Source organism: Nocardia sp. AB354, assembly GCF_049538315.1.
GTDB classification, from domain to species: Bacteria; Actinomycetota; Actinomycetes; order Mycobacteriales; family Mycobacteriaceae; genus Nocardia; species Nocardia nova.
Genome location: NZ_JBMVFU010000031.1, coordinates 8,062 through 32,580 on the forward strand (window position 1 = coordinate 8,062; position 24,519 = coordinate 32,580).

General features: G+C 67.1%; 1 protein-coding gene. It reads left to right on the forward strand.

The genetic code is table 11. From position 1 onward, the window contains the following. Window positions 1-49 precede the first annotated feature (49 nt). Window positions 50-24,517 carry a non-ribosomal peptide synthase/polyketide synthase gene (locus ACPCUW_RS31090; RefSeq protein ID WP_423428774.1) on the forward strand — a complete coding sequence of 8,156 codons (24,468 nt, stop codon included), beginning with the start codon at window positions 50-52 and terminating at the stop codon, window positions 24,515-24,517. The last annotated feature ends 2 nt before the right edge of the window (window positions 24,518-24,519 follow it).

Consider the following 24,519-nt stretch of genomic DNA (forward strand, 5'->3'; position numbering starts at 1 on the left):
TGGTTCCGTTGTGCCGCAATGCCCGCGAGTCTGAGCGAGGGATTACACGATGAATCTGAAGTCAACCGGAACCGCCGACGACGAACTGGATCTGATTCCGCTCTCGAGGGCGCAGCACGGTATGTGGTTCGCGGACAGCATGCCGGGCGGACCGGCCGTCAACATCGCGCAGTACGTCGATCTCGAAGGCCCGATAGATGCCGACGTGTTCGCTCTGGCGGTCAACCGCGCCGCGCTCGAGATCGAGTCTCCGGTGGTGCGCGTGGTCGAATACGACGGTCGCCCATACCAATTCGTCGACCGCAGCATTGTCTACGACGAGCCCGTACTGGAATTCAGTGCCGAGGACGATCCGTTCGAAGCGGCGATGGAGTGGATGCGCCGCGACTACAACACCAAGGTCGCCGACCTGAGCCGTGATCGGCTCGCGGTGACACGGCTCATCCGGATCTCCGAGGACCGGCATCTGTGGTACGCGCGTGCTCATCATCTGGTGATCGACGGTTACGGTGCGTTCAATCTCATCACCCGAGTAGCCGAACATTACAACGCGACACTCGAGAACAGGCCGCCCAAGAAGTTGGTGGCAGCCAAGTTGCGGGACATCATCGAGACGGAACAGGCCTATCGCGCCGGCTCTCGGTTCGAGACGGACAAGTCGTATTGGCTCGACAAGGTCGCGGATCTTCCGACGCCGGCAAGCCTGTCGGGCCGCACCGCACGCTGGAGCAAGGACGACCGCGTAGTCGGCCGGCAGCTCCCCTCGCAGTTGTCCGACCGGCTCGACCGTTTCGCCGACGACCTGAAAGCCTCCGCCGCCCAAGTGGTGATCGCCGCATTCGCGGCGTTCCTCGCACGGATGACACGCACCGACGACGTGGTGCTGTCGATGCCGGTGAGTGGGCGCGTGACGATGAAACTGCGCAATGCCGCCGCCATGTTGGCGAACATGGTGCCGATCCGATTCGGTGTGAACGCGACAACTACCGTCGAGGAGTTGGTCGGCGCCTCGGTGTCCGAACTCGTCTCGGCGATGCGGCATCAGCTCTACCGATTCGAGGACCTGCGCCGGGACTCGAATGCGCTGGACGCGGCGGCGAGTTCGTTCGGGCCGATCGTCAATGTTCTCTTCTTCGACTCCGAGATTCGCCTCGGATCAGCGGAGGGCCGCTACCGCGCCTTGACGTCCGGGGTGCTCGACGACCTGCAGCTGAACCTGTATCGGCCCGGCGCCGAGGCGCCGCTGCTGATCGAATTGCACGGCAATGCGAACCTGTACGACCAGGATGAACTCGAACTGCACGCGCACCGATTCATCGCATTCCTGCACCGGATGATCGAGTCGCCGGCGGGCACCGCCATTGTCGACGTCCCGCTGGTCGACCCCGGCGAAAAACTGCGAATCGTAGGGGAACTCGCCGGCCGCCACGGAGAATCGCCCGGCGAGACTCTGGTGGACCTCCTGGCCCGGCAGGCTGCCGCCAGTCCGTCCGCGGTGGCTGTCAGTTCCGGCGCGACAGCCCTCACCTACCGCGAACTGGACGAGTCGTCCACACGGTTCGCGCGCAGGCTCATCGCCCTCGGCGCAGGGCCGGAGACTCTCGTGGCCATCGCCATGCCGCGGAATGTCGATCTGATCGTCGTCGTCCTGGCCGTACTGAAGTCGGGCGCCGGATACCTGCCGTTGGACGTAGCTCACCCGACCGAGCGGCTCGAATATGTGTTGAACGACGCCGACCCGATCGTCATCGTGACGAATCAGGATATGCGCGAGCATATTCCGGGTGACCCCGGACGCGTGGTTCTCTTCGACGACGATACCTGTGTAGAACCCGGCGACCGCTCGGCTCCGATCACCGATGTCGAGCGCACCGGTGCACTGCGTTCCGACCACGTCGCCTACGTCATCTACACGTCCGGATCGACCGGACGGCCGAAGGGAGTCTCGATATCCCATCGCGCCGTCTCCACCTACCTGGTCAATACGTGTGCCGAGATCGGAGTGGGCGCCGAAGACGTCTGGACGTTCTTCCACTCGTTCGCGTTCGACTACTCGGTGTGGGAAATATTCGGCGCTCTGGTCAGCGGAGGCCGAGTCGTCATCGTCGACAGCCTCACCACGCGTTCGCCCGACGATGTCGTGCGGCTCGCGGTCCGTGAGAAGGTGACCGTTTTCAACCAGACGCCTTCGGCGTTCCTCCAGTTCGCAGCCGCCCGGCAGCGCTACGCCACCGCCGGGGAGCCGGACGGTGCGCTATCGCTTCGATTGGTCATCCTTTCGGGCGAGGCGCTGGATCCGGCGGGGTTGGCCGACTGGTACGAGCGCAACCCGAATTCGCCTGTGCTGGCCAACAGTTACGGGATCACCGAAACCACGGTCTTCGTCACCTACCTCGGCCTCACACGCGACCTCGCCGCGCCGGGCGCGCCGAGTGCGATCGGGCCGGCGTTGCCGGGTCTGCGAACATTCGTCCTCGACGAGCGTCTCCGCCCGGTTCCGCTCGGCGCGTGGGGCGAGATCTACGTCGCAGGCGCTCAACTCGCGCGCGGTTACCTGAACCGCCCTGCGTTGACCGCCGGACGCTTCGTCGCGAATCCGTTCGGGAAGCCGGGCGAGCGCCTGTACCGCAGCGGTGACGTGGCACGACGAAACCACAACGGCGAGTTGGAATATCGTGGCCGAGCCGACCAGCAGGTGCAACTGCGCGGCTTCCGGATCGAGCTGGACGAAATTCGTAACTCACTGTTGAGTCACAGCGCGGTGTCGGCGGCCGTCGTCGTCGTACACCGTCCGGGCACGGAGGCGGCTCGGCTGGTCGCCTATGTCGTGCCGGCCGACGACGCCATCTGCGAGGCCGAATCCCTTCGCGCACACGTCGGTGCGCGGCTGCCGGAATACATGGTCCCCGCGGGCATCGTCGTATTGGCGGCTTTGCCGCTCACGGTCAACGGCAAGGTGGACCACCGTGCGCTGCCGGATCCGGTATTCGATTCGGCCGCAGCGTACGTCGCGCCGCGCACCGCTGTCGAAGAGTCGATCGCAGACGTCTTCGCCGAGGTTCTCGACCTGGAGCGGGTTGGCGTGTCGGACAGTTTCTTCGAATTCGGCGGCAATTCGCTCACCGCGACCAGCGCGGCCGTGCGCATCGCCGAGGTAACCCGACGCGATGTGTCGGTCCGCGACCTGTTCGGTAAACCGACGGTCGCCGAACTCGCCGCGCATATCGAGGCCGGCCACCACGCTCGCCGGCCGGTGCTGAGCCCGGCGCGGCGGTCCGGGCCGGTTCCGCTGGCACCCGCGCAGAACAGAATGTGGCTGGTCAACCAAGCCGATCCGGCTTCTGCCGCATACAACATTCCGTTGGTGATGCAGCTGACCGGACGTCTCGACACCGCGGCACTGCGTGCCTGTCTGACCGACGTGATCGACCGGCACGAGTCACTGCGCACTTTCTACCCGGCCGTGGACGGTACCGGGACACAGGTCGTTCTGCCGGCCGAGGAAGTCGTCGCGGAACTCGATCTGACGCCGAAGCCCATCGACCCCGACGAGATCGCGAACCGGATTCGAGAGCTGGCCTCGGCCGGGACCGACGTGCGCCTCGGTCCGCCGATCAGGGGCGCGCTCCTTGCGACCGGCGACCGGCGGTGCCACGTCCTTGTTCTTGTGCTGCACCATATTTGCTGCGACGGCTCATCTCTCCGACCGCTCGCCGCCGATGTGGCAACCGCGTACAGCGCGAGGTCGGAGGAGAAGACTCCGGACTGGCAGCCGTTGACGGTACAGTACGCCGATTACAGCATCTGGCACCGGGAACTGCTCGGCGACGAGAACGATCCGAACTCGGTGGCCGCGCAGCAATTGGGTTACTGGACACAGCGACTGGCGGGCATGCCGCCGGTGCTGGAACTCCCCGCCGATCGCCCGCGCCCCAGCCGCCGATCCCTGCGTGGCGACGTCACGCGCACGGTGATCCCGGCTCAGACCTTCGTCGAGATCGAGCGGTTGGCGCGCACCGCGAATGTCACGACCTTCATGGTCGTTCATGCCGCACTGGCCGTGCTGCTCGCCCGACTGTCCGGTTCTTCGGACATCACCATCGGGACACCGGTCGCGGGCCGAGGTGAACGCGCGCTCGAGCCGCTCATCGGAATGTTCGTCAATACGGTGCCGCTGCGTACCGAGGTGCGCGACGACGAATCACTCACCGCATTCCTGGCGCGGGTCAAAGATGTCGACGTCGACGCCTTCGCCTACCGCGATCTGCCGTTCGAACGCATCGTGGAGAAACTCGATCCGGCACATTCGACGGCGTATGCCCCGTTGTGTCAGGTCTATCTGGCCTTCGAGAACATGGACCGGCCGAGACTGGAGCTTCCTGAACTCACCGTCGAGATCCTGGATCCGGGGCCCGAGCCGGCAAAGGTGGACCTCATCGTCACGGTGGCCGAGAACTCGGCTGCGGGCGGCGACGTCGCACTGCGAATCAATTACGCGACAGACCTGTTCGACCGTGGCACGATCGACGAGCTCGCCGCGCGGCTGAACCGTATTCTCGATGCCTTCGTATCGAACCCGGAGGCGCAGGTCGGTGATGTGGAGTTGTTGTCGGGGCTCGAGCGAACGCAGCTGGTGCCCGCGTCGGGTGGCGCCGGCGTCGAACCGTCGGTGCTGGCGAACTTGCTGGGCGGCGATCCCGATGCGCCTGCGATCGTGTCCGGTGCGCACTCGGTGTCCTACGGCCGATTGGACGAGTGGTCGAATCGTCTTGCGCGAGTGTTGATCCAGGAGGGCGTGGGCCCGGGCGAGCACGTCGCGTTGATGATGGCTCGGTCGGTGGAATTCGTGGTCGGACTGTGGGCGACGACCAAGGCGGGTGCCGCGTTCGTTCCGGTCGATCCTCGCAACCCGGCAGAACGTGTCGCACACGTGATCGCGGACTCCGGCGTGCGGATCGCGATCACCGTCGACAATTCGCGCAACCTGCTCCCGACCGCGGTTCGAGCGCTGGTTCTCGACGATCCGGACACTCAGGCGTCGATCGCGACACGATCGGCCGCGACCGTCACGGACGTAGACCGGATGCGCCCCTGCCGAGCCGCGGATACGGCATACGTGATCTACACCTCGGGATCGACAGGCACACCGAAGGGCGTGGCGGTCACCCACGCGGGTCTGGCGAATTTCGCGGCCGAACAGCGTGAGCGCTACCGGGCCGATTCGAGGTCGCGCGTGCTGCAGGTCGCCGCGCCCGGTTTCGACGCGGTGATGCTGGAGCTGTTGATGGCGCACACCAACGGCGCCCTGCTGGTGATATCGCCCCCGGACGTGTTCGCCGGCCGTGAGCTGGCGGAACTGATTCGGACACACCAGGTTTCCCACGCGTTCCTGACACCGAGCGTGCTGGCGACGATGTCGCCCGCCGGACTGGATTCGCTGCAGGTGCTGGTGGCCGGCGGAGAGGCCGTGTCCCCGGAAACCGTGGCGGTGTGGGCGCCGGGACGACAGCTGTTCAACGGGTACGGACCGACCGAGACCACGATCATGGTCGCGATCAGTGATCCGTTGTGTGTCGGCGACCTCGTGACGATCGGTGGTCCGATCCGTGGAGTAGAGGCTGTGGTGCTGGACGCGTCATTGCGGCCGGTGCCGGTCGGGGTGACCGGAGAGTTGTACGTCGCCGGCATCCAGCTGGCTCGCGGATATCTCAATCGGCCCGCCCGGACGGCCGCGTCGTTCGTCGCGAATCCGTTCGGTGCGCCGGGCACACGCATGTACCGCGTCGGCGATCTCGCCCGCTGGACACCGGAGCACACGCTGGAATATGTCGGGCGCACCGATTTCCAGGTCAAGATCCGCGGTCAGCGGATCGAACTCGGTGAGATCGAATCCGTTCTGTCCGGACATCCCCACGTCGCGGCAGCAGTCGCCGTAGGAGTTGCGACCGACGGCGGCACTCGACTAGCCGGCTACGTGGTCCCCGCCGGAGCCGATATCGACACAGCGGAACTGTTGAACCATGTCGCGCAGCGCTTGCCCTCGCGCATGGTGCCCGAGACGGTGATGGTGCTCGACACGCTGCCGCTGTCGTCGGTGGGCAAAGTCGATCGAGCGGCACTGCCGGAACCGGTCTTCGCCGCAACGACCACCGAGTTCGTCGCACCTCGCAACGCGGCCGAGCAGATCGTCGCGGATGTCTTCGCGGACGTTCTGGGCATCGAGCAAGTCGGTGTCTTGGACAGTTTCTTCGATCTCGGCGGCAATTCGCTGTCGGCTACGCGTGCCGCGGCCCGCTTGAGCAGCGCGTTCGGCGTCGACGTACCACTGCGCACCCTGTTCGAGGCGGACACCGTCATGGCGTTGGCGGAGCGCTTGCGCACCGCCGACGCGGGCGGACGAGCACCGCTCGAGCCACAGCAGCGCCCGGACCGAATCCCGCTGTCACCCGCCCAGACCCGCATGTGGTTCCTCAACCGATTCGACACCGGCTCTGCGGTATACAACGTTCCGCTGGTCGTGCGCATGTCGGGAACCCTGGACGTGAGCGCCATGCACGCCGCGATCGCGGATGTGCTCGACCGGCACGAGTCCCTTCGTACCGTCTACCCGGACAGCGAAAGCGGCCCACACCAGGTGATCGTCCCGGTGGCTGCCGTTCTGCCGACGCCGGCGCCGGTGTCCGTCGCGGCGGATGAAGTCGAGGCACGGATCGCCGCCGAAGTTGCGGCCGGATTCGACGTCACCTCCGCCGTGCCCTGCCGAATCACGCTGCTGCGCACTGCAACCGACGAGCACACCTTGGTTCTCGTGGTTCATCACATCAGTATCGACGGTTCATCGCTCGCCCCCCTCGCCGCCGACTTGACGACCGCCTACCGAGCCCGCACTCGGCAGCAGGCTCCGCAATGGGCGCCGTTGCCCGTGCAGTACGCGGATTACGCCCTGTGGCAACGTCAGCTGCTGGGTACCGAAGACAACCCACACAGTGCGACCGTGGCCCAGATCGCGTACTGGCAGGCAACTCTCGCCGATCTGCCCGAAGTGCTGGACCTGCCCACCGACCGTCCGCGACCGGCACAGCAATCGTTCCGCGGGGCGACGGTGTCGACGACAGTGCCGGCCGACCTGCATCGTGACCTGGCCGGGCTGGCCCGCCGCCACGACACCACCGTGTTCATGGTGACGCACGCCGCGTTCGCGGCGCTGCTGGCGCGACTGTCGGGAACCGATGACATCGCAGTGGGCACGCCCATCGCAGGTCGCGGAGAGCCGGGACTCGACGGTCTGATCGGAATGTTCGTCAACACACTGGTATTGCGGACGCGCATCGAGCCCGATGCGTCCTTCACCCGGATTCTGGAACAGGTCCGGGCCACAGATCTGGCCGCCTTCGAGAATGCCGATATCCCGTTCGAACGCCTCGTGGAGGTGCTGAACCCGCAGCGCACGACGGCCCACGCGCCGTTGACCCAGGTCGGATTCTCGTTCCAGAACATCGATATCCCCACGGTGACGTTCGACGGCCTGACGGTTTCGGCTCATATGCCCGACCCGAGCGTGGCCAAATACGACCTGCATCTGAACCTCGTCGACACTCTCGGACCCGCTGGTGAACCGGGCGAGATGACAGTCGAATTCGGGTACGCCACTGACCTGTTCGACGAGACGACGATCGTCACGATGTTCGAGCGCTACCTGTCGCTCCTGCGCGCGGTCGTCGCCGATCCTGCCCGGGCCGTCGGCGACATCGATCTGCTGTCGGCACACGAGGCGCGCGTACTCACCGGACGCTCGACGGGGGAGACCATCCGCCGTACGAGCTCGACGATTGCGCAGATGTTCGCGACGCAGGCGGCGGAGAGGCCGGAGCGCACGGCGGTTCTGGCCACCGAGACCGGGGATCGACTCACCTATGGTGAGTTCGCTGCGCGAGTGAATTCGCTCGCCCGCGCGCTGATCGCACGGGGGGTCGGTCCGGAAACCGTTGTGGCAGTCGCGATGCGGCGCTCCGTCGAGATGCTGACCGCCCTGTATGCGATCCACGCGGCGGGCGCGGCCTACTTGCCCCTGGATCCGGATCATCCGATCGACCGCCTGCGGGCCGTGCTCACCGCCGCACGGCCGAGCGCGGTCCTCACCCGTCGCGCCGACACGGTGACTCTGCCCGACGACGTTGCGGTGTGGACGCTCGAAGAGTTCGAGACCGCCCGCATCGACGGGGCGCCGGTGACCGACGCCGACCGGACCCGGCCGTTGCGTGCGGACGATCTGGCCTATGTCATCTACACATCCGGGTCGACGGGCGTACCGAAGGGGGTCGCCGTTCCGCACGCCGCGGTCGTGAACCAACTCCGGTGGATGCGCGATCACTACCGGCTGGGCGGCGACGACGTCATGCTGCTACGGACGCCGTTCACCTTCGATCTGTCGATCTGGGAGCTCTTCTCGGCGTTGACGTGCGGCGCGTCACTGGTTGTCGCGGGTCCTGACGCACACGCCGACCCCACTGCCGTGGCCAGGCTGATGGCGGAGTACCGGGTGACGACCGTGGACTTCGTCCCGTCGTTGCTCTCGGCCTTCGTCGACGTGGCCACTCCCGGCGCGTTCCCCGACCTGCGTCGTGTGCTGTGCATCGGCGAGGCGCTCCCGGCCGACACCGTCCGCCGGTTCCGCGATCTCAGCGACGCGCGCATCGACAACCTGTACGGGCCGACCGAGGCCGCGGTGAGCGTGACCGCCCACCGGATCGAAGATTTCGATGCCGTCGCGGTGCCGATCGGAGCTCCCGAAGCCAACGTGGTCGTCCACGTGCTGGATTCGCGGCTGCGTCCGGTTCCCCCCGGGGTGACCGGCGAGTTGTACCTGGGCGGAATCCAATTGGCGCGCGGTTATCACCGGCGGCCGGGTCCGACGGCGGCGACGTTCGTTGCCGATCCGTTCGTCGGTGCCGCCGGCGGCCGCCTGTATCGCACCGGCGACCTGGTCCGCTGGGACGAGGGCGGAGATATCCGGTACGTCGGTCGCGCGGACTCTCAGGTCAAGATTCGCGGGCTGCGGATCGAACTCGGTGACGTCGAAGCGGCGTTGCTCGCCCACGAGCAGGTGCACGGGGCCGTCGCGCAGGTACGCACCGACGGCGGCGAGCAGCGGTTGGTCGCCTACGTGGTGGCCGAACCCGCGCTCGACGTCAGGCAGGTGCGAAGTTTCCTGCTGCAGCGATTGCCCGCCTACATGGTGCCGACACCGGTGGTACGGGTCGCCTCGATCCCGCTCACGGCGAACGGTAAGGTCGATTTCAGGGCATTGCCCGAACCGGAAGCGGGCACCCACCCGTCCGAGTACCGGGAGCCGAAAGGTCTTGTCCAACAGGCCATCGCCGGGGTCTTCGGCGAGCTTCTCGAGCTGCCGGCGGTCGGCGCCGACGACAGCTTCTTCGACCTGGGCGGCAATTCGCTGCTCGCGACGCGCGCATTGAGCCGCATCGGCCATATTCTCGACATATCGATACCGGTCCACGTGATCTTCGCGGCATCGACTGTGGCCGACCTCGCCGAGCGTATCGGGCATTTGCGTGCGGTACCGAGCCTTCCTGCGCCGACCCGGCGCTCCCGGCCGGATCGCCTTCCGCTGTCGCAGGCGCAGAATCGGATGTGGTTGCTCAACCAATTCGATCCCGAATCGGCAGGATATGTTGTGCCGCTGGCTATTCGGCTCGAAGGCGCCCTCGATGTCGATGCGCTGGCAGCGGCCGTCGGCGACGTCATCGAGCGGCACGAGAGCTTGCGCACGGTATACCCGGCAGTCGACGGTACGGCGGCTCAAGTTGTGCTGGATGCGGCCGACGTGCTCGCCACGTGCGATCTCACGCCTCAGCCGATCGGCGAGCGCGAGCTGGCGCAGCGGCTGGCCGAATTCTCGAGCATCGGATTCGATGTTTCGCAGCGGGTACCGTTGCGCGTCGCGCTGTTTCAGCTGTCGGACACCACGTGGACGATCGCGATGGCTGTCCATCACATCAGTTGCGACGGCTATTCGGTGGCGCCCCTGGCCACCGATATCGTCACCGCCTACCGGGCGCGGTCCAGCGGCACCGCGCCGGAATGGGCGCCGTTGCCCCTCCAATTCGCCGATTACGCGCTGTGGCAGCGCGAGGTGCTCGGCTCGGTGGACGATCCGGACTCCTACGTCGCCCGCGACATCGCCTATTGGCGAACTCGACTGGCGGGCATCCCCGATGTGCTGGAGCTGCCCACCGATCGGCCACGGCCGATCGAGCAGACCCAACGCGGAGCGGTGACCCACGTCGCGATCTCCGCTGAGCTGCACGGGCGGGTGGAGTCGCTGGCGCGCCGAGCCGGGGCCACGACGTTCATGGTGGTGCACACCGCGCTGGCCATCGTGTTGTCGAAACTGTCCGGCAGCGACGACGTCACCATCGGTGTGCCCCACGCCGGGCGCGGCGACCGGTCGCTGGACGATCTGGTCGGGATGTTCGTCAATACGCTGGTCATGCGCACCCGGATCACGCCCGATCAGACATTCATGAGCCTGCTCCACGATGTGCGGCGCACCGACATCGAGGCATACGACCATGCCGCTGTTCCATTCGAGCAGCTCGTCGATGCGCTGAATCCGCCACGATCGACGGCGCACACCCCGTTGTTCCAGGTGATGCTCGCCTACCAGAACATGGCGCGGGCACGGGTCGAGCTTCCCGGTCTCACTGCCGAGAGCGTCGACCCCGGCGACAGCGCCGCGATCTACGACTTGCTGCTCATGATGACCGAGGAACACGGCACACACGACGAGCCGGCCGGCATGCGATTGCGCATGACATACGCCACAGATCTGTTCGACGAAGACTCCGTGCGACGCTTCGCCGAGCAGTTCGTGCACGTTCTCGACGTCGCGGCGTCCGATGCCGGCACGACCGTCGATCGGATCGACCTGCTCGGTGCCGCCGACCGGAAGCTACTGGAACGGTGGAACGACACCGGCGACGCTGTCGTGACGGGCCGGACCCTTGTCGATGCCTTCGACGAGCAGGTAGCGCGCACGCCCGACGCTCCGGCGGTCGTCCTTCCGGACGGTGAGGTGTTGACCTACCGGGATTTCGACGCCCGCGTCAATCGTCTGGCCGGATGGCTCATCGCCCGTGGCGCGGAGCCCGAAACCGTTGTGGCAGTGGCCGTGCGCCGCTCCGCCGAGCTCGTGACGGCTCTGTACGCCGTTGTGAAGTCGGGCGCCGCGTTCCTTCCGATCGATCCGGATCATCCGAGTGCGCGTATCGCGCGTGTGCTGGACGCGGCACAGCCGCTGGTGGTGCTCACCACCACGTCCGACGGCGCCGAACTGCCGGATGAATTCGACTCTGTGCGGATCGATCGACTGGACCTGACGGGTATGCCCGCCAGCCCGATCACCGACACCCAGCGGCGCGTGCCGCTCGAGGCGGGACACTGTGCCTACGTCTTGTTCACCTCCGGCTCCACCGGTGTCCCGAAGGGAGTCGCCCTCACTCACGCAGCGACTGTGAGTCAGCTGGCGTGGGCACAGCAGCAGTGGCCGCACAGCACGGCCGACGTGGTGCTTCACAAGACTCCGATCACGTTCGATATCGCGGTCTGGGAATTGTTCTGGCCGTTGCAGACCGGCGCGCGGATCGTGATCGCCGCGCCCGACGGACACCGCGATCCGGCGTACATCGCCGATGTCATCGCGCGCCATCAGGTCGGCACGGTGCACTTCGTCCCGTCGATGCTCGACGTGCTTCTCGAATCCGCGGGCTCCCCGCAGATGGCGTCCGTGCAGCGGGTATTCGTCGCGGGAGAGGCGCTGGCACAACGCACAGTCGACGCTGCGGCGCAGGTGTTCGTGAACGCGGATCTGGTGAACTGGTACGGCCCCGCAGAGGCGGAGGTCGTCACCTCCCGGCGGTGCCTGCCCGGCGTGACGCCCCGCGCGACGGTGCCGATCGGTACACCCGTCGCCGGTATGCGGGTTCATGTGCTCGATGCGCGGCTGCGGCAGGTGCCCATCGGGGTCGTCGGCGATCTGTACGTCTCGGGTGTACAGCTGGCGCGGGGTTATCACGCTCGTGCCGCTCTTACGTGCGCGGCCTTCGTCGCGAACCCGTTCGGTGACCCGGGGGAGCGACTGTACCGCACCGGCGATCTGGTCCGGTGGACGAAGGCCGGCGAGCTGGAATTCCTGGGCCGCAGCGACTTCCAGGTGAAGGTCCGCGGACAGCGGGTCGAACCCGGTGACATCGAAGCCGCGCTGTCCGCACTTCCGGAGGTGGCTCGTGCGGTCGTTGTCGCCACCTCGGATCGGATCGTCGGATACGTGACGCCGGCGCCGAGCGCGACAACCAACGGTCGCGCGATTCGCGACCAGCTCACTCGCTCGCTACCGCCGTACTTGGTTCCCACCGCGGTGGAAGTGCTCGACTCGATGCCGCTCACCGCGAACGGCAAGCTCGATCGAGCCGCGTTGCCGCAGCCGATGTTCGACGATGGCGAGGAATTCGTGCCACCTCGAACCGGCCCCGAAACGGTACTCGCGAATATCGTCGCGCAGGTCACGGGAGCCGATCGCGTGAGCGTGACGGCGAACTTGTTCGAGATCGGAGTCAACTCGCTCTCGGCCGCGCGGATAGCGGCGCGGGCCCGGGCAGCCCTCGGTGTCGAGGCCGGCATCCGTGACATCTTCGACGAGCCGACGATCGCACGACTCGCCGAGCACCTCGCCCGGCGCACCGATTCCACGACGATTCCCCTCGCACCACGGACACGGCCGGCGACCGTGCCGCTGGCGGCGGCCCAGCGACGGATGTGGTTCCTCAATCAGTTCGACACCGTATCGGCGGCGTACAACATCTGTTTCGCGGCGCGGTTGACCGGTGCCCTGGACGTCGCTGCGCTGCAGGCGGCGCTGCTCGACGTGGTGGCTCGACACGAGCCGCTGCGGACGACATATCCCGCCGTCGACGGCGAGCCGTGCCAAGTGGTGCACGACGTGTCCGCCATGGCCGCGGAACTGGCGCTTGTTCCCGAAACGGTCGCCGGCGAGCTCGAGCTGACCGACCGGATCCACCAGGCCTCCGGGGCGGGTTTCGACATCGCGCACTCGGCGCCTGTGCGTGCACGGCTGTACCGCATCGGCGCCGAAGAGCACGTGATCGTGCTCGTGGCTCATCACATCGCCGCTGACGGCTCCTCGATGGCGCCGCTGGCCGGCGACATCTTCGCCGCCTACGAAGCACGTGTGAACGGGCTTGTGCCGCAATGGGAACCGCTGAAAGTGCAGTACGCCGACTATGCGCTGTGGCAGCGCGACATGCTGGGCGCCGAGGACGATCCGGCGTCGTTGTCGGCGCGGCAGATCGCCTACTGGAGCGATGTTCTCGATGACGCCCCGGAAATGCTCGACCTTCCGACCGATCGGCCCCGGCCGGCCACCGTGTCGACGGCCGGCGGCAGCATCGACGTCGCGGTGCCGCCGCGGCTGCACGACGCTGTGGTGCGGCTGGCGCACCGTGAAGGCGTCACCGTGTTCGTCGTGCTCCACGCGGCGCTGGCGATCCTGCTGGCTCGCACCGCGCACAGCGAAGACATCTGTGTCGGCACCCCGGTTGCCGGGCGCGGCGACCAGGCGCTGGACGATCTGGTCGGCATGTTCGTCAACACCGTCGTGTTGCGCACGCGGGTACGTGAGGACCGGTCGTTCAGCGAATTTCTGCCGGAGGTGCGCCGCGCGGATGTGGAGGCGCTCGCGCACGCCGACGTGCCCTATGAACGACTGGTCGATGCCCTGGAGCGCTCCCGGTCGACCGCGTATACACCGTTGTTCCAGGTGATGTTCGGGCTGCAGAACACGCGCCCGGCCCGGTTCGAGTTGTTCGGTGTCGATGTCGAACTCCTCGATCCCGGTGTGGCGCAGGCCAAAACCGACCTCACCGTGCTGGCGACCGAACGCGTCGAGGATGAGCGGCCCGCCGGTATCGATGTCGAGATCGTCTACGCCACAGATCTTTTCGTCGAGTCGACCGTAGCATCGTTCGCAGAGCGGTTCGTTCGCGTACTCGAAGCGGTCACGGCCGATCCGACCCGGCCGGTGGGCGACATCGGATTGCTGAGTGCCGAGGAGACACAACACCTGCTTCCCGCACGTGGCGCCGGCACGACCACGCCGTGCCTGCTTCCCGTGCTGCTCGCGTCGGCCGCGGTCGCGAACCCCTTCGCGATCGCGCTGATCGGAGACGGCGAGAGCCTCACCTACGAGGAGCTCGACCGGCGGTCGAACCAGCTTGCCGCTCATCTGCTGGCCCAGGACGTCGGGCCGGGTGTATTCGTCGCCCTCGCCGTGCCCCGGTCGGTCGGCTACCACATCGCCATGTGGGCGATCGCGAAGACCGGTGCCGCATTCGTGCCGGTGGATCTGCGGTACCCCGCCGAGCGCATCGGGCATATGGTCGACGATTCCGGTGTCGAGATCGGGATCACGATCGAGGCAGCACGCATGTCGTTGCCGGACGACGTCCGCTGGCTGATGCTCGATGATCCGCGTTCGGCTGCCGATATCGCCTCGCGTCCGGGACACGCCGTCACGGACGCGGATCGCCTGCGGCCCTTGCGGATTCGAGACGCGGCATATGTGGTCTACACCTCCGGCTCGACGGGAAAGCCGAAGGGCGTTGTCGTCACACACGAAGGACTGGCGGGCTTCGCGGCCGAGCAGCGTGATCGGTACCGGGTGGACAGCACCTCGCGGGTGCTGCAAGTGGCCGCGCCCGCCTTCGACGCGGTCCTGCTCGAGGCGTTGATGGCGCACGCCGCCGGTGCGGCGTTGGTCGTATCGCCACCGGAGGTATTCGGCGGTTCGGAGCTGGCCGAGCTGATCAGGACGCACCGGGTATCGCATGCGTTCCTGACACCGAGTGTGCTGGCGACGATGTCGCCCGCCGGCCTCGATTGCGTGCGGATGCTGGCGGTCGGCGGGGAGATGGTGGCGACGGATGTGGTCGCCGCCTGGGCACCGGGCCGGCGTTTGCACAACATCTACGGGCCGACGGAAACAACGATCGTCATCACGATGAGCGATCCGGTGCAGCCCGGGGACGTGATCACCATCGGCGGGCCCATCCGGGGTGCGCAGGCTGTGGTCCTGGACGCGCGGTTGCGGCCCGTGCCGGTCGGAGTGGAGGGAGAACTGTACCTTTCGGGCGCTCAGTTGGCGCGCGGTTACCTGAATCGGTCCGTGGCGACGGCGGCTGCGTTCGTGGCGAATCCTTACGGGGAACCGGGTTCGCGGATGTACCGCACCGGCGACATGGTCCGGTGGACCGCGCGCGGTGCGCTGGAATACGTCGGCCGCATCGACTTCCAGGTCAAGGTTCGCGGCCAGCGCATCGAACTCGGCGAAATCGACGCCGCGCTGCTCGCGCACCCCGAGGTGGTCTCCGCCGTGACCGTGCACCGAACCGGTCCCGGTGGGCAACCGATTCTCGCCGCCTATATCGTGACCGACCCTGCGGCGGACCTCGAACCGACTGCGGTGCTCGACCATGTCGCTGCCGCCTTGCCTGCCCACATGGTGCCGGCGGTCGTCACGGTGCTCGACCGCATGCCGCTCGCCTCGACCGGCAAGGTGGACCGGAAAGCGCTGCCGGAGCCCGTCTTCGAGCTCGGGGAAGACGATGTGCCGGCGTTGGCGACCGACCTGGAACGTACTATCGCGGCTGTCTTCGCCGACGTTCTCGGCATCGCGTCGGTCGGCGCGGGAACATCGTTCTTCGCGCTCGGCGGTGACTCCATCATGTCGATCCAGCTGGCATCGCGGCTGAAGTCCGCAGGTGTCGTCGTGACCGCCCGGGACATCTTCGAACGCAAGACCGTTCGCGGACTGGCGCAGGTTGCGGCGGCCTCCGAACGGACGTCGCTCGCGGAGCTGCCCCAGGGCGGAGTGGGAGAGATCCCCTTCACGCCGATCGTGTCGTGGTTCGTCGACCGACTCGGGGCAGCCGATCGGTTCGCGCAATCGATGTTGGTGCGGTTGCCCGGTGACGTGCGAGTCGACGACGTGACCGCGACCGTGCAGGCGGTTCTTCAACGGCACGACATGCTGCGCTCGCGGTTGCGCGACCGACGGCTGGAGGTGCTGCCGGAATCCGCCGCTGACGCGGCGGGGTCGGTGCTGACCCGCACATTCCGTGCCGGCGAGGCGCCGGGCAGCGACGGTTTCACGGCCGTGGTGGAAGCGGCGCTGGCCGCCGCGTCCGACGGCCTGGATCCGGCCACGGGCCGGATGCTGCAGGCCGTGTGCCTGGTCCCCGAACGGGGTGTCGATGCCGAGGCCCGGGCACTCATCGTGATTCACCACCTGGCGGTCGACGGGGTGTCGTGGCGCATCCTGATTCCCGACTTCGTGGCCGCCTGGCAACAGGTCACACATGGGCAACCGGTGGAGCTGCCGGCGCCGGGCACGTCCATGCGCCGGTGGGCGCACGCGCTGAGTGCCGCCGCTGAGGATCGCGCCGGTGAATACGAACTGTGGCATCGGATGAGTGCGGCCGCCGATCCGCTGCTCGGCTGTGCGGCATTGGATCCCGCAGTCGATACCCAGTCGACCGTGCGGCATCTGGCAGTGTCCATTCCGGCAGAGCGCACCTCGGTGTTGCTCGATGCGGTGCCCGGTGCCGTTCGCGGCGGCATCGACGATGCTTTGCTCGCCGCTCTGGCCGTGGCGGTGACACGCTGGCGCAAGCGGCGCGGTGTCACCCATGAGGGCGTGAAAGTCCTGTTGGAGGGTCACGGACGTGAAGAGCAAATCGCTGCGGGCGCCGACGTCTCACGCACCGTGGGGTGGTTCACCAACGCGTACCCGGTTGCGCTCGACCTGAATGGAATCGCGCTCGCGGATCCGCGCGCGACGGTCAAGTCCGTGAAGGATCAGTTGCGCGCGATCCCGGACAAGGGCATCGGATACGGTCTGCTGCGCTATACGAACGCCGACACCGCCGACCGGCTCGCAGCCTCGCCGGCGCCACAGATCAGCTACAACAATCTCGGCCGCGCCGGCGTCGATCTCACATCCTTGTCGGACCTGGCATGGGTGCCGACCGATGAACAGTTCGACCGGCGGGCCGCATTCGATCCGGATATGCCCGCCGCGGCCGTGCTGACGATCGACGTGCATATCGCGGACACCGCGGCCGGACCCGAGCTGTCGGCGCACATCGGCTACGCCTCGCGGTTGCTCGAACACGACGACGTCGCCGAACTCGTCGACGAATGGGTCGACGCCGTGACCGCGATCGCCGAGGCGGCCCGCGCGAACCCCGACTGGGGTCTCTCCCGCGCCGACGTCCCGCTCGTCGACCTCACTCAGCCCGAGCTGGACGCATTCGCCGACCGGTACGGTGCGCTGACCGACGTATGGTCGCTGGCGCCGCTGCAGGCGGGGTTGCTGTTCCACGCCGAACTCGCCACCGGCCGGCTCGACGTCTACACAGCTCAATCGGTGGTCGTCCTGGCCGGCGTCGTCGACGAGAACCGGCTCGAGCGTTCTGCGAACGCCCTGCTCGAGCGGTACCCCAACCTGCGAGCCGCTTTCACCCGCACGGCCGACGGCGTGCCCGCGCAGGTTGTGCCCGCCCACACCACCGTCAGCTGGCGCAGAATCGAGTCGACCACCGGGGCAGAGCAATTGGATGACCTGCTCGCGGCCGAGCGTACGGCCACATTCGATCCGGCCGACCCACCGCTGCTGCGATTCTTGTTCGTCGTCGCCGGGCCGCAGGACTTCCGGCTGGTGTTGACGGCGCACCACCTCCTGGTGGACGGTTGGTCCTTGCCGCTGTTGTGGCGTGAGCTGATCGGCCTGTACGCGGTGGACACCCGGGCGGAACTGTTGCCCGACGTCGCGTCGTACCGCGACTACCTCGACTGGCTGAACCGGCGCGAGTGGTCCACCAGCATCGCGGCGTGGCGAGATGCGTTGTCCGACATCGGTGAGCCCACATTGGTCGCCGATCCGCACTCTGCGGCGACCACCGACATCCCGATCGATCTGGCGATCGTGCTCGATCACGCCGTCACGGCGGAGTTGATGGAATTCGCCCGGGCCGAAGCGGTGACGATGGCGACGATCGTGCAGTTCGCCTGGGCGCTGGTACTGGGCAATCTGCTCGGCGTCGAACGCGTCGTATTCGGCAGCACCGTTTCCGGCCGGCCGGCCGACCTGCCGGGCGTCGAGTCGATGATCGGCCTGTTCATCAATACGATTCCGGTCGTCGCCGACGTGGGCCGGAACCTGACCGTCGAGGACGCGCTGAATCGGTTGCAGGCCGAGAACACCGGTCTGCTCGAACACCACTACGTCGAACTGTCGCAGATCATGGCGGCCGCGGGCGGCACTCAACTGTTCGACACACTGGTCGTCTTCGAGTCCTATCCGGTCGACAGCAGCGGCATGGGGGACGCCGACATCGACGGGATGCGGGTGGTCTCGGCGGAAGGCAGCGACGCCACGCACTACCCGATCACGGTCCAAGCGCATCACACCGACGAACTGCATGTCCGAGTCCGGTACCAGCGGTCCCGTATCGACGACGTCACGGCGGCCGGTCTCGCCGCACGTGTCGAGGCGGTGCTGCGCGCGGTCACGACCCATCCGCGTACGCCGCTCGGCGCGATCGACCTGTTGTCCACGCGCGAGCGTCGCGAGCTGGTACCCGCTTCGGGGGGCAGCGCCGAAGCGCCGCGCCTGATGGCGGAGCTGCTCGCAGTGGGCCCGTCCACCGAACCCGCTGCCGCAGCGATGGTTTCAGGGGAACGCACGGTGTCCTATCGTGAGCTGGACGCGTGGTCGAACCGGATGGCGCGACACTTGATCGCCTGGGGTGTCGGCCCTGGAGATCAGGTCGCGCTGGTGATGCCGCGGTCGGTGGAGTTCGTCGTCGCGTTGTGGGCGGTGGCCAAAGCGGGTGCGGCTTTCGTGCCGGTCGATACTCGGAATCCGGCCGAGCGAGTCGGGCACATGATCGCGGACTCCGCTGTGCGAGTGGCGATCACGGACTCGGCATCGCGGCAGTTGCTCCCCGACGCGGTGCGCGTGCTGGTTCTCGACCACCCGGACACCGCCGAAACCATCGCCTCGTGCCCGGCGTCCGCCGTGACCACGGCAGAACGCACACGCACCCCCCATATCCGGGATGCGGCATACGTGATCTACACCTCGGGCTCGACGGGAACACCGAAGGGGGTCGCGGTCACCCATGAGGGACTGGCGAATTTCGCAGCGGTACAACGTGATCGCTTCGGTGCCGACAGCGCGTCGCGGGTGCTGCTCGGCGCCGCTCCCGGCTTCGACGCGATGGTGCTCGAGGTGCTGCTGGCACACAGCAACGCCGCGACGCTGGTGGTGCCGCCTCCGGAGCTGTTCGCCGGCGAGGCGCTGCGGGAACTCATGGCGGCGCAGCGAGTTTCGCATGCCTTCCTGACCCCGAGTGTGCTGGCGACGATGTCGCCCACCGGACTCGACTCGTTGCGGGTGCTGGCCGCCGGTGGCGAGGCGGTCACGGCCGAGACCGTGGCGGTGTGGGCGCCCGGACGGCGGTTGCTGAACGGATACGGACCCACCGAAACCACGATCCTGGCCGCGATCGGCGAGTTGTATCCCGGTGACGTGGTGACGATCGGCGCCCCGATGCGCGGTGTCGAGGCCGTCGTGCTCGACGAGTGGTTGCGGCCGGTGCCGGTCGGAGTGGTGGGGGAGTTGTACCTGGCCGGCGTACAGCTGGCTCGCGGCTACGTGAACCGGTCCGCGGCGACCGCCGCCGCGTTCGTGGCCGATCCGTTCGCTGCGGCAGGTTCACGCATGTACCGCACCGGCGACCTGGCCCGCTGGACACCGCAGCACACGCTCGAATATCTCGGCCGCCGCGATTTCCAGGTCAAGATTCGCGGGCAACGCATCGAACTCGGCGAGATCGAGTCCGTCCTGGCCGACTGTCCCGGGATCGAGCGTGCGGGTGTCGCGCTGCGAAAGGACGAACGCGGCATCGGCCGGCTCGTCGGTTATCTCGTCGCCGCCGAGAAGGTGGACCCGGACGATGTGCGGGCCGCCGCGCGATTGCGGCTGCCCGCGCACATGGTGCCCGACGTGTTCGTGACGCTCGCCGAATTGCCCCTCACCACCACCGGCAAACTCGACCGCCGGGCGCTTCCCACGCCGGCGTTCACGGGTATCAAGGAGTGGGTCGCTCCACGGACCGACGCCGAGCGTCGGGTGGCGGAGGTGTTCGGGGAGGTGTTGAACGTCGACCGAGTCGGGGCAGTGGACAATTTCTTCGACCTCGGTGGAGATTCGCTGTCGGCGACGCGTGTGACCGCGCGGTTGAGCGCGGCCCTCGGGGTGCGCATCGGTGTCCGGGATCTGTTCGAAGCGGCGACGGTTGCCGAGCTCGCGGCTCGCACCGCGACTTACGACCGGCACGATCGGAAGCCGCTGATTCCGCGACCTCGGCCGGCGCTCGTACCGCTGTCACCGGCGCAGCAGCGGATGTGGTTCCTCAACCAGTTCGACACCTCGGTCGGCGCGTACAACATCCCACTGGTGGTCCGGTTGCGGGGAGAACTCGATCTCGACGCACTGCGGCGCGCGTGCGGATCGGTCGTCGACCGGCACGAGTCGCTGCGGACCAAGTTCCCGGTGGCCGGCGACATGCCGCACCAGGTCGCCGTCCCAAGCGACGAGGTCGTACCGGCCCTGACGCCCGTCCGGATCGATGAACGGCATCTGATGGAACGTGTGGTCGCGGCCGTATCGAGCGGATTCGATGTGCGACAGGCGCCGCCCGTGCGGATCGAACTGTTCGCTGTCGACGACCGTGACCATGTACTGGTCGTCTGTGTGCACCACATCTGTGCCGATGGGCAATCGATGATGCCGCTGGCGCGGGATGTCGCTGTGGCGTACGAGGCGACTCGGCGGGGGACGGAGCCGACATGGTCGGCCCTTTCGGTCCAGTACGCGGACTACGCGCTGTGGCAACGTGAACTGCTCGGCGATGAGAACGATCCGGACTCGGTCGCGTCCCAGCAGTTGCGGTTCTGGAAGCACACCCTCGACGGGCTGCCCGACCTGCTCGAGTTGCCGACGGATCTGCCCCGGCCGCCGGTGGCGTCGATGCGAGGCCGCGCAATCGATTTCGAGCTGCCCGTCGCCTTGCACACCCGCATCGATGCCGTCGCACGCGCGTCGAACGCGACGGCCTTCATGGTGCTGCACGCCGCGTTGACCGTCCTGCTGTCCAGGCTGGCGGGAGTGGACGATATCGCGATAGGCACCCCGGTCGCCGGCCGCGGGGAGCGCGAACTCGACGATCTGATCGGGATGTTCGTCAACACCCTCGTATTGCGATCGAGGGTGTCGCCGAATCAACCGTTCGCCGAATTGCTGGCCGCGACGCGTGATACGGACCTTGCTGCCTTCGCGCACGCCGAGGTGCCCTTCGAGCACGTCGTGGAGATGCTGAATCCGCCCCGGTCGACCGCGCATCTGCCGCTCTACCAGGTCACGCTCGACGTGCAGAACCTGAGCAGGGCCGCGCTGGAACTGCCGGGGCTCACCGTCGAGCCGGTGGAGGGCGGCTTCGATCAGGCACAGGCGGACCTGGCCGTGAAGCTGGTCGAGCAGGTGGACGAGGCGGGGCGTCCCGCCGGCATGGTGGGTCGATTGACCTTCGCCACCGATCTTTTCGTCGAGGAGACGATGACTCGGTTCGCGCAGGCGTTCGTGCGGACGCTGGAGGAGGCGACCACGAATCCGGCGGTGCCGGTCGGCGATATCGACATCGTCGGTCCGGTGCAGCGGCGCGAATTGCTCAGCGCGGCAGGGCAGCCGGGCGTCCCGGTGGTGGACACGACGCTGGCGGAGCTGTTCGTCGAGCGGGTCGCGGCGCAGCCGGACGCGGTCGCCGTCACCGACGGCGCCACACAGCTGACCTATGCGGAGCTCGATCGGCGTGCCGGTGAAGTGGCCGCACGGTTGGCCGAGCAGGGAGTGGGGCCGGAATCGCTGGTAGCTGTGGCGCTGCCGCGCTCTGTCGAACTGGTCGTCGGCCTGCTCGCGGTGGTGCGGGCGGGTGCCGGCTACCTGCCGTTGGATGTGGCATACCCGCCCGAACGATTGCGGTTCATACTGGACGACGCCGCTCCCGCGGCGGTGTTGACCTCGACGGATATGGCGGCGGCGATTCCGGAATACCCGGCACCGCTGATAATCGCCGAGGGTTGTGTGGGAACGATCGCGACCTGTCGCGATGCGGCATTGCCGAAGCCGCGGCCGGACAATCTCGCCTACGTCATCTACACCTCGGGGTCCACGGGCCGTCCCAAGGGAGTGGCGGTCAGCCATCGTGACGCGGTCACCTTGTTCACCCATGCGGCCGAGCGATTCGACATCGGTCCCGATGATGTGTGGACGCTGTTCCATTCGTATGCCTTCGATTTCGCGGTGTGGGAAATGTGGGGTGCGCTGCTGTCCGGTGGCGGGGTGGTCGTTGTCGACTACGACACGTCCCGGTCCCCACAGGAGATGGTCGACCTCGTGGCACGGGAGCGCGTGACGGTCCTGAGCCAGACTCCGTCGGCGTTCTACGGGTTCGCCGATGCAGAGCGCGCCTACCGCGAATCCGGTTGCGGGGCAGGTGATCTCGCCCTGCGGTACGTCGTATTCGGCGGTGAGGAACTGGATACGTCACGGTTGGCCGGCTGGTTCCTGGCTCATTCCCCGGAATCGCCGCGATTGGTCAACATGTACGGAATCACCGAGACGACTGTGCATGTGACGTCGACCGAAATCGACGGGGCGGGTGGGGCCGGGATCGGATCACCGCTGCCGGGCTTGAAGGTGTACGTACTCGACCCCCGGTTGCAGCCTGTACCGATCGGTGTCGCCGGGGAGATCTACGTTGCCGGTGAGCAACTCGCGCGCGGATACCTGGGGGCTCCGGCGCTGACCGCGGGCCGATTCGTGGCGAACCCGTTCGATCCGAGTGGCGCCCGGTTGTATCGATCCGGAGATGTCGGCCGGTGGCGGAAGTCTGCGAGCGGTCTGGCGCTGACGTATGCCGGCCGTGCCGACGCGCAAGTACAGCTGCGCGGTTATCGGATCGAACCGGGTGAGGTGGAGGCGGCGCTGCTGCGGCATCCGGGTGTGACACGGGCCGCGGTGGCAGTCCATCGCCACGAGCGCGGCGTGGATCAGCTGATCGGTTACGTCGTGGGCGTCGACGGGCAGCCGATCGAACCGGGCGAAGTCCGGGAGGTCGCTGCGCAGGTCCTGACCGGCTACATGGTGCCGTCGGTGGTCATGGTTCTGCCGGATCTGCCGTTGACGGTCAACGGCAAGCTCGATCGAAAGGCGTTGCCCGCCCCCGATTTCGACGTATCCGGCGACGAATTCGTGGCACCGCGCACGCGCACGGAGAAGCTGATCGCTGACGTCTATTCGACAGTGCTGGGAGTACAGCGGGTCGGCGTATCGGATGGGTTCTTCGATCTGGGCGGCAATTCGCTGCTGGCCACGATGGTGGTCACCGAGCTGCGAGCGCGTGGTGTGACGATCGCGTTGCCGTGGATGTTCGACGACGCGACGCCGAAGGTATTGGCGCGCAGGGTCGACGAGGCGACGGGCGGTGGCTCCGGCCTGGACGTGTTGCTTCCACTGCGTGCGCACGGAACGAAACCCGCGCTGTTCGCTGTGCACCCCGCCGGCGGGCTGGCGTGGTTCTATGGTGGCCTGCTCGAATATCTCGACAGCGATCGGCCGGTCTACGGATTGCAGGACCCCCACGTAGTGGCGAGCGAACCACCGGCCGAGTCGGTGGAAGAACTGGCCGACCGCTACGTGGCCGAGATTCGCCGTGTTCAGCCGAACGGGCCGTACCACCTGCTCGGTTGGTCATTGGGTGGGCAGATCGCGCATGCCATGGCGGCGCGGCTTCGGTGCGCCGGTGAACCGGTCGGAATGCTGGCCGTGCTGGACAGCGCGCTCGCCGTCCCACAGGAGCAGATTGCTTTGCCCGCGCTGGCGGAAGAACCGGCGCCGGGGCAGCTGATGGCGGATCTGCTCGGCGGCTGGCGAGAGTTGTTCTGCCTCGGAGACGAAGCGCAAGCCGACACCTACGAACAAGCATGGGCCGTCATCCGCGATCAGGTGACCGGCACCGGGCTGTTCACCGCGGAACAGGTCGATCGGGTGATGGCGAGCTTCGAGACCGCGAGTCACATCGCCGATGATTACCGGCCCGACGTTTTCGACGGAGATCTGATCTTCTTCACCGCGGGGAAGGACCACTCGGACCACGATGAACTCGCGAAGCAGTGGCGTGTCTATGTCACCGGTGAGGTTTACAACAAGGTGGTCGATGCGCGTCATCTCGAGTTGAGTCATCCCCACGCACTGTCCGAGGTCGGTCCGGTGATCGAAAGGGTGATGGAGCAGTGGTGAGG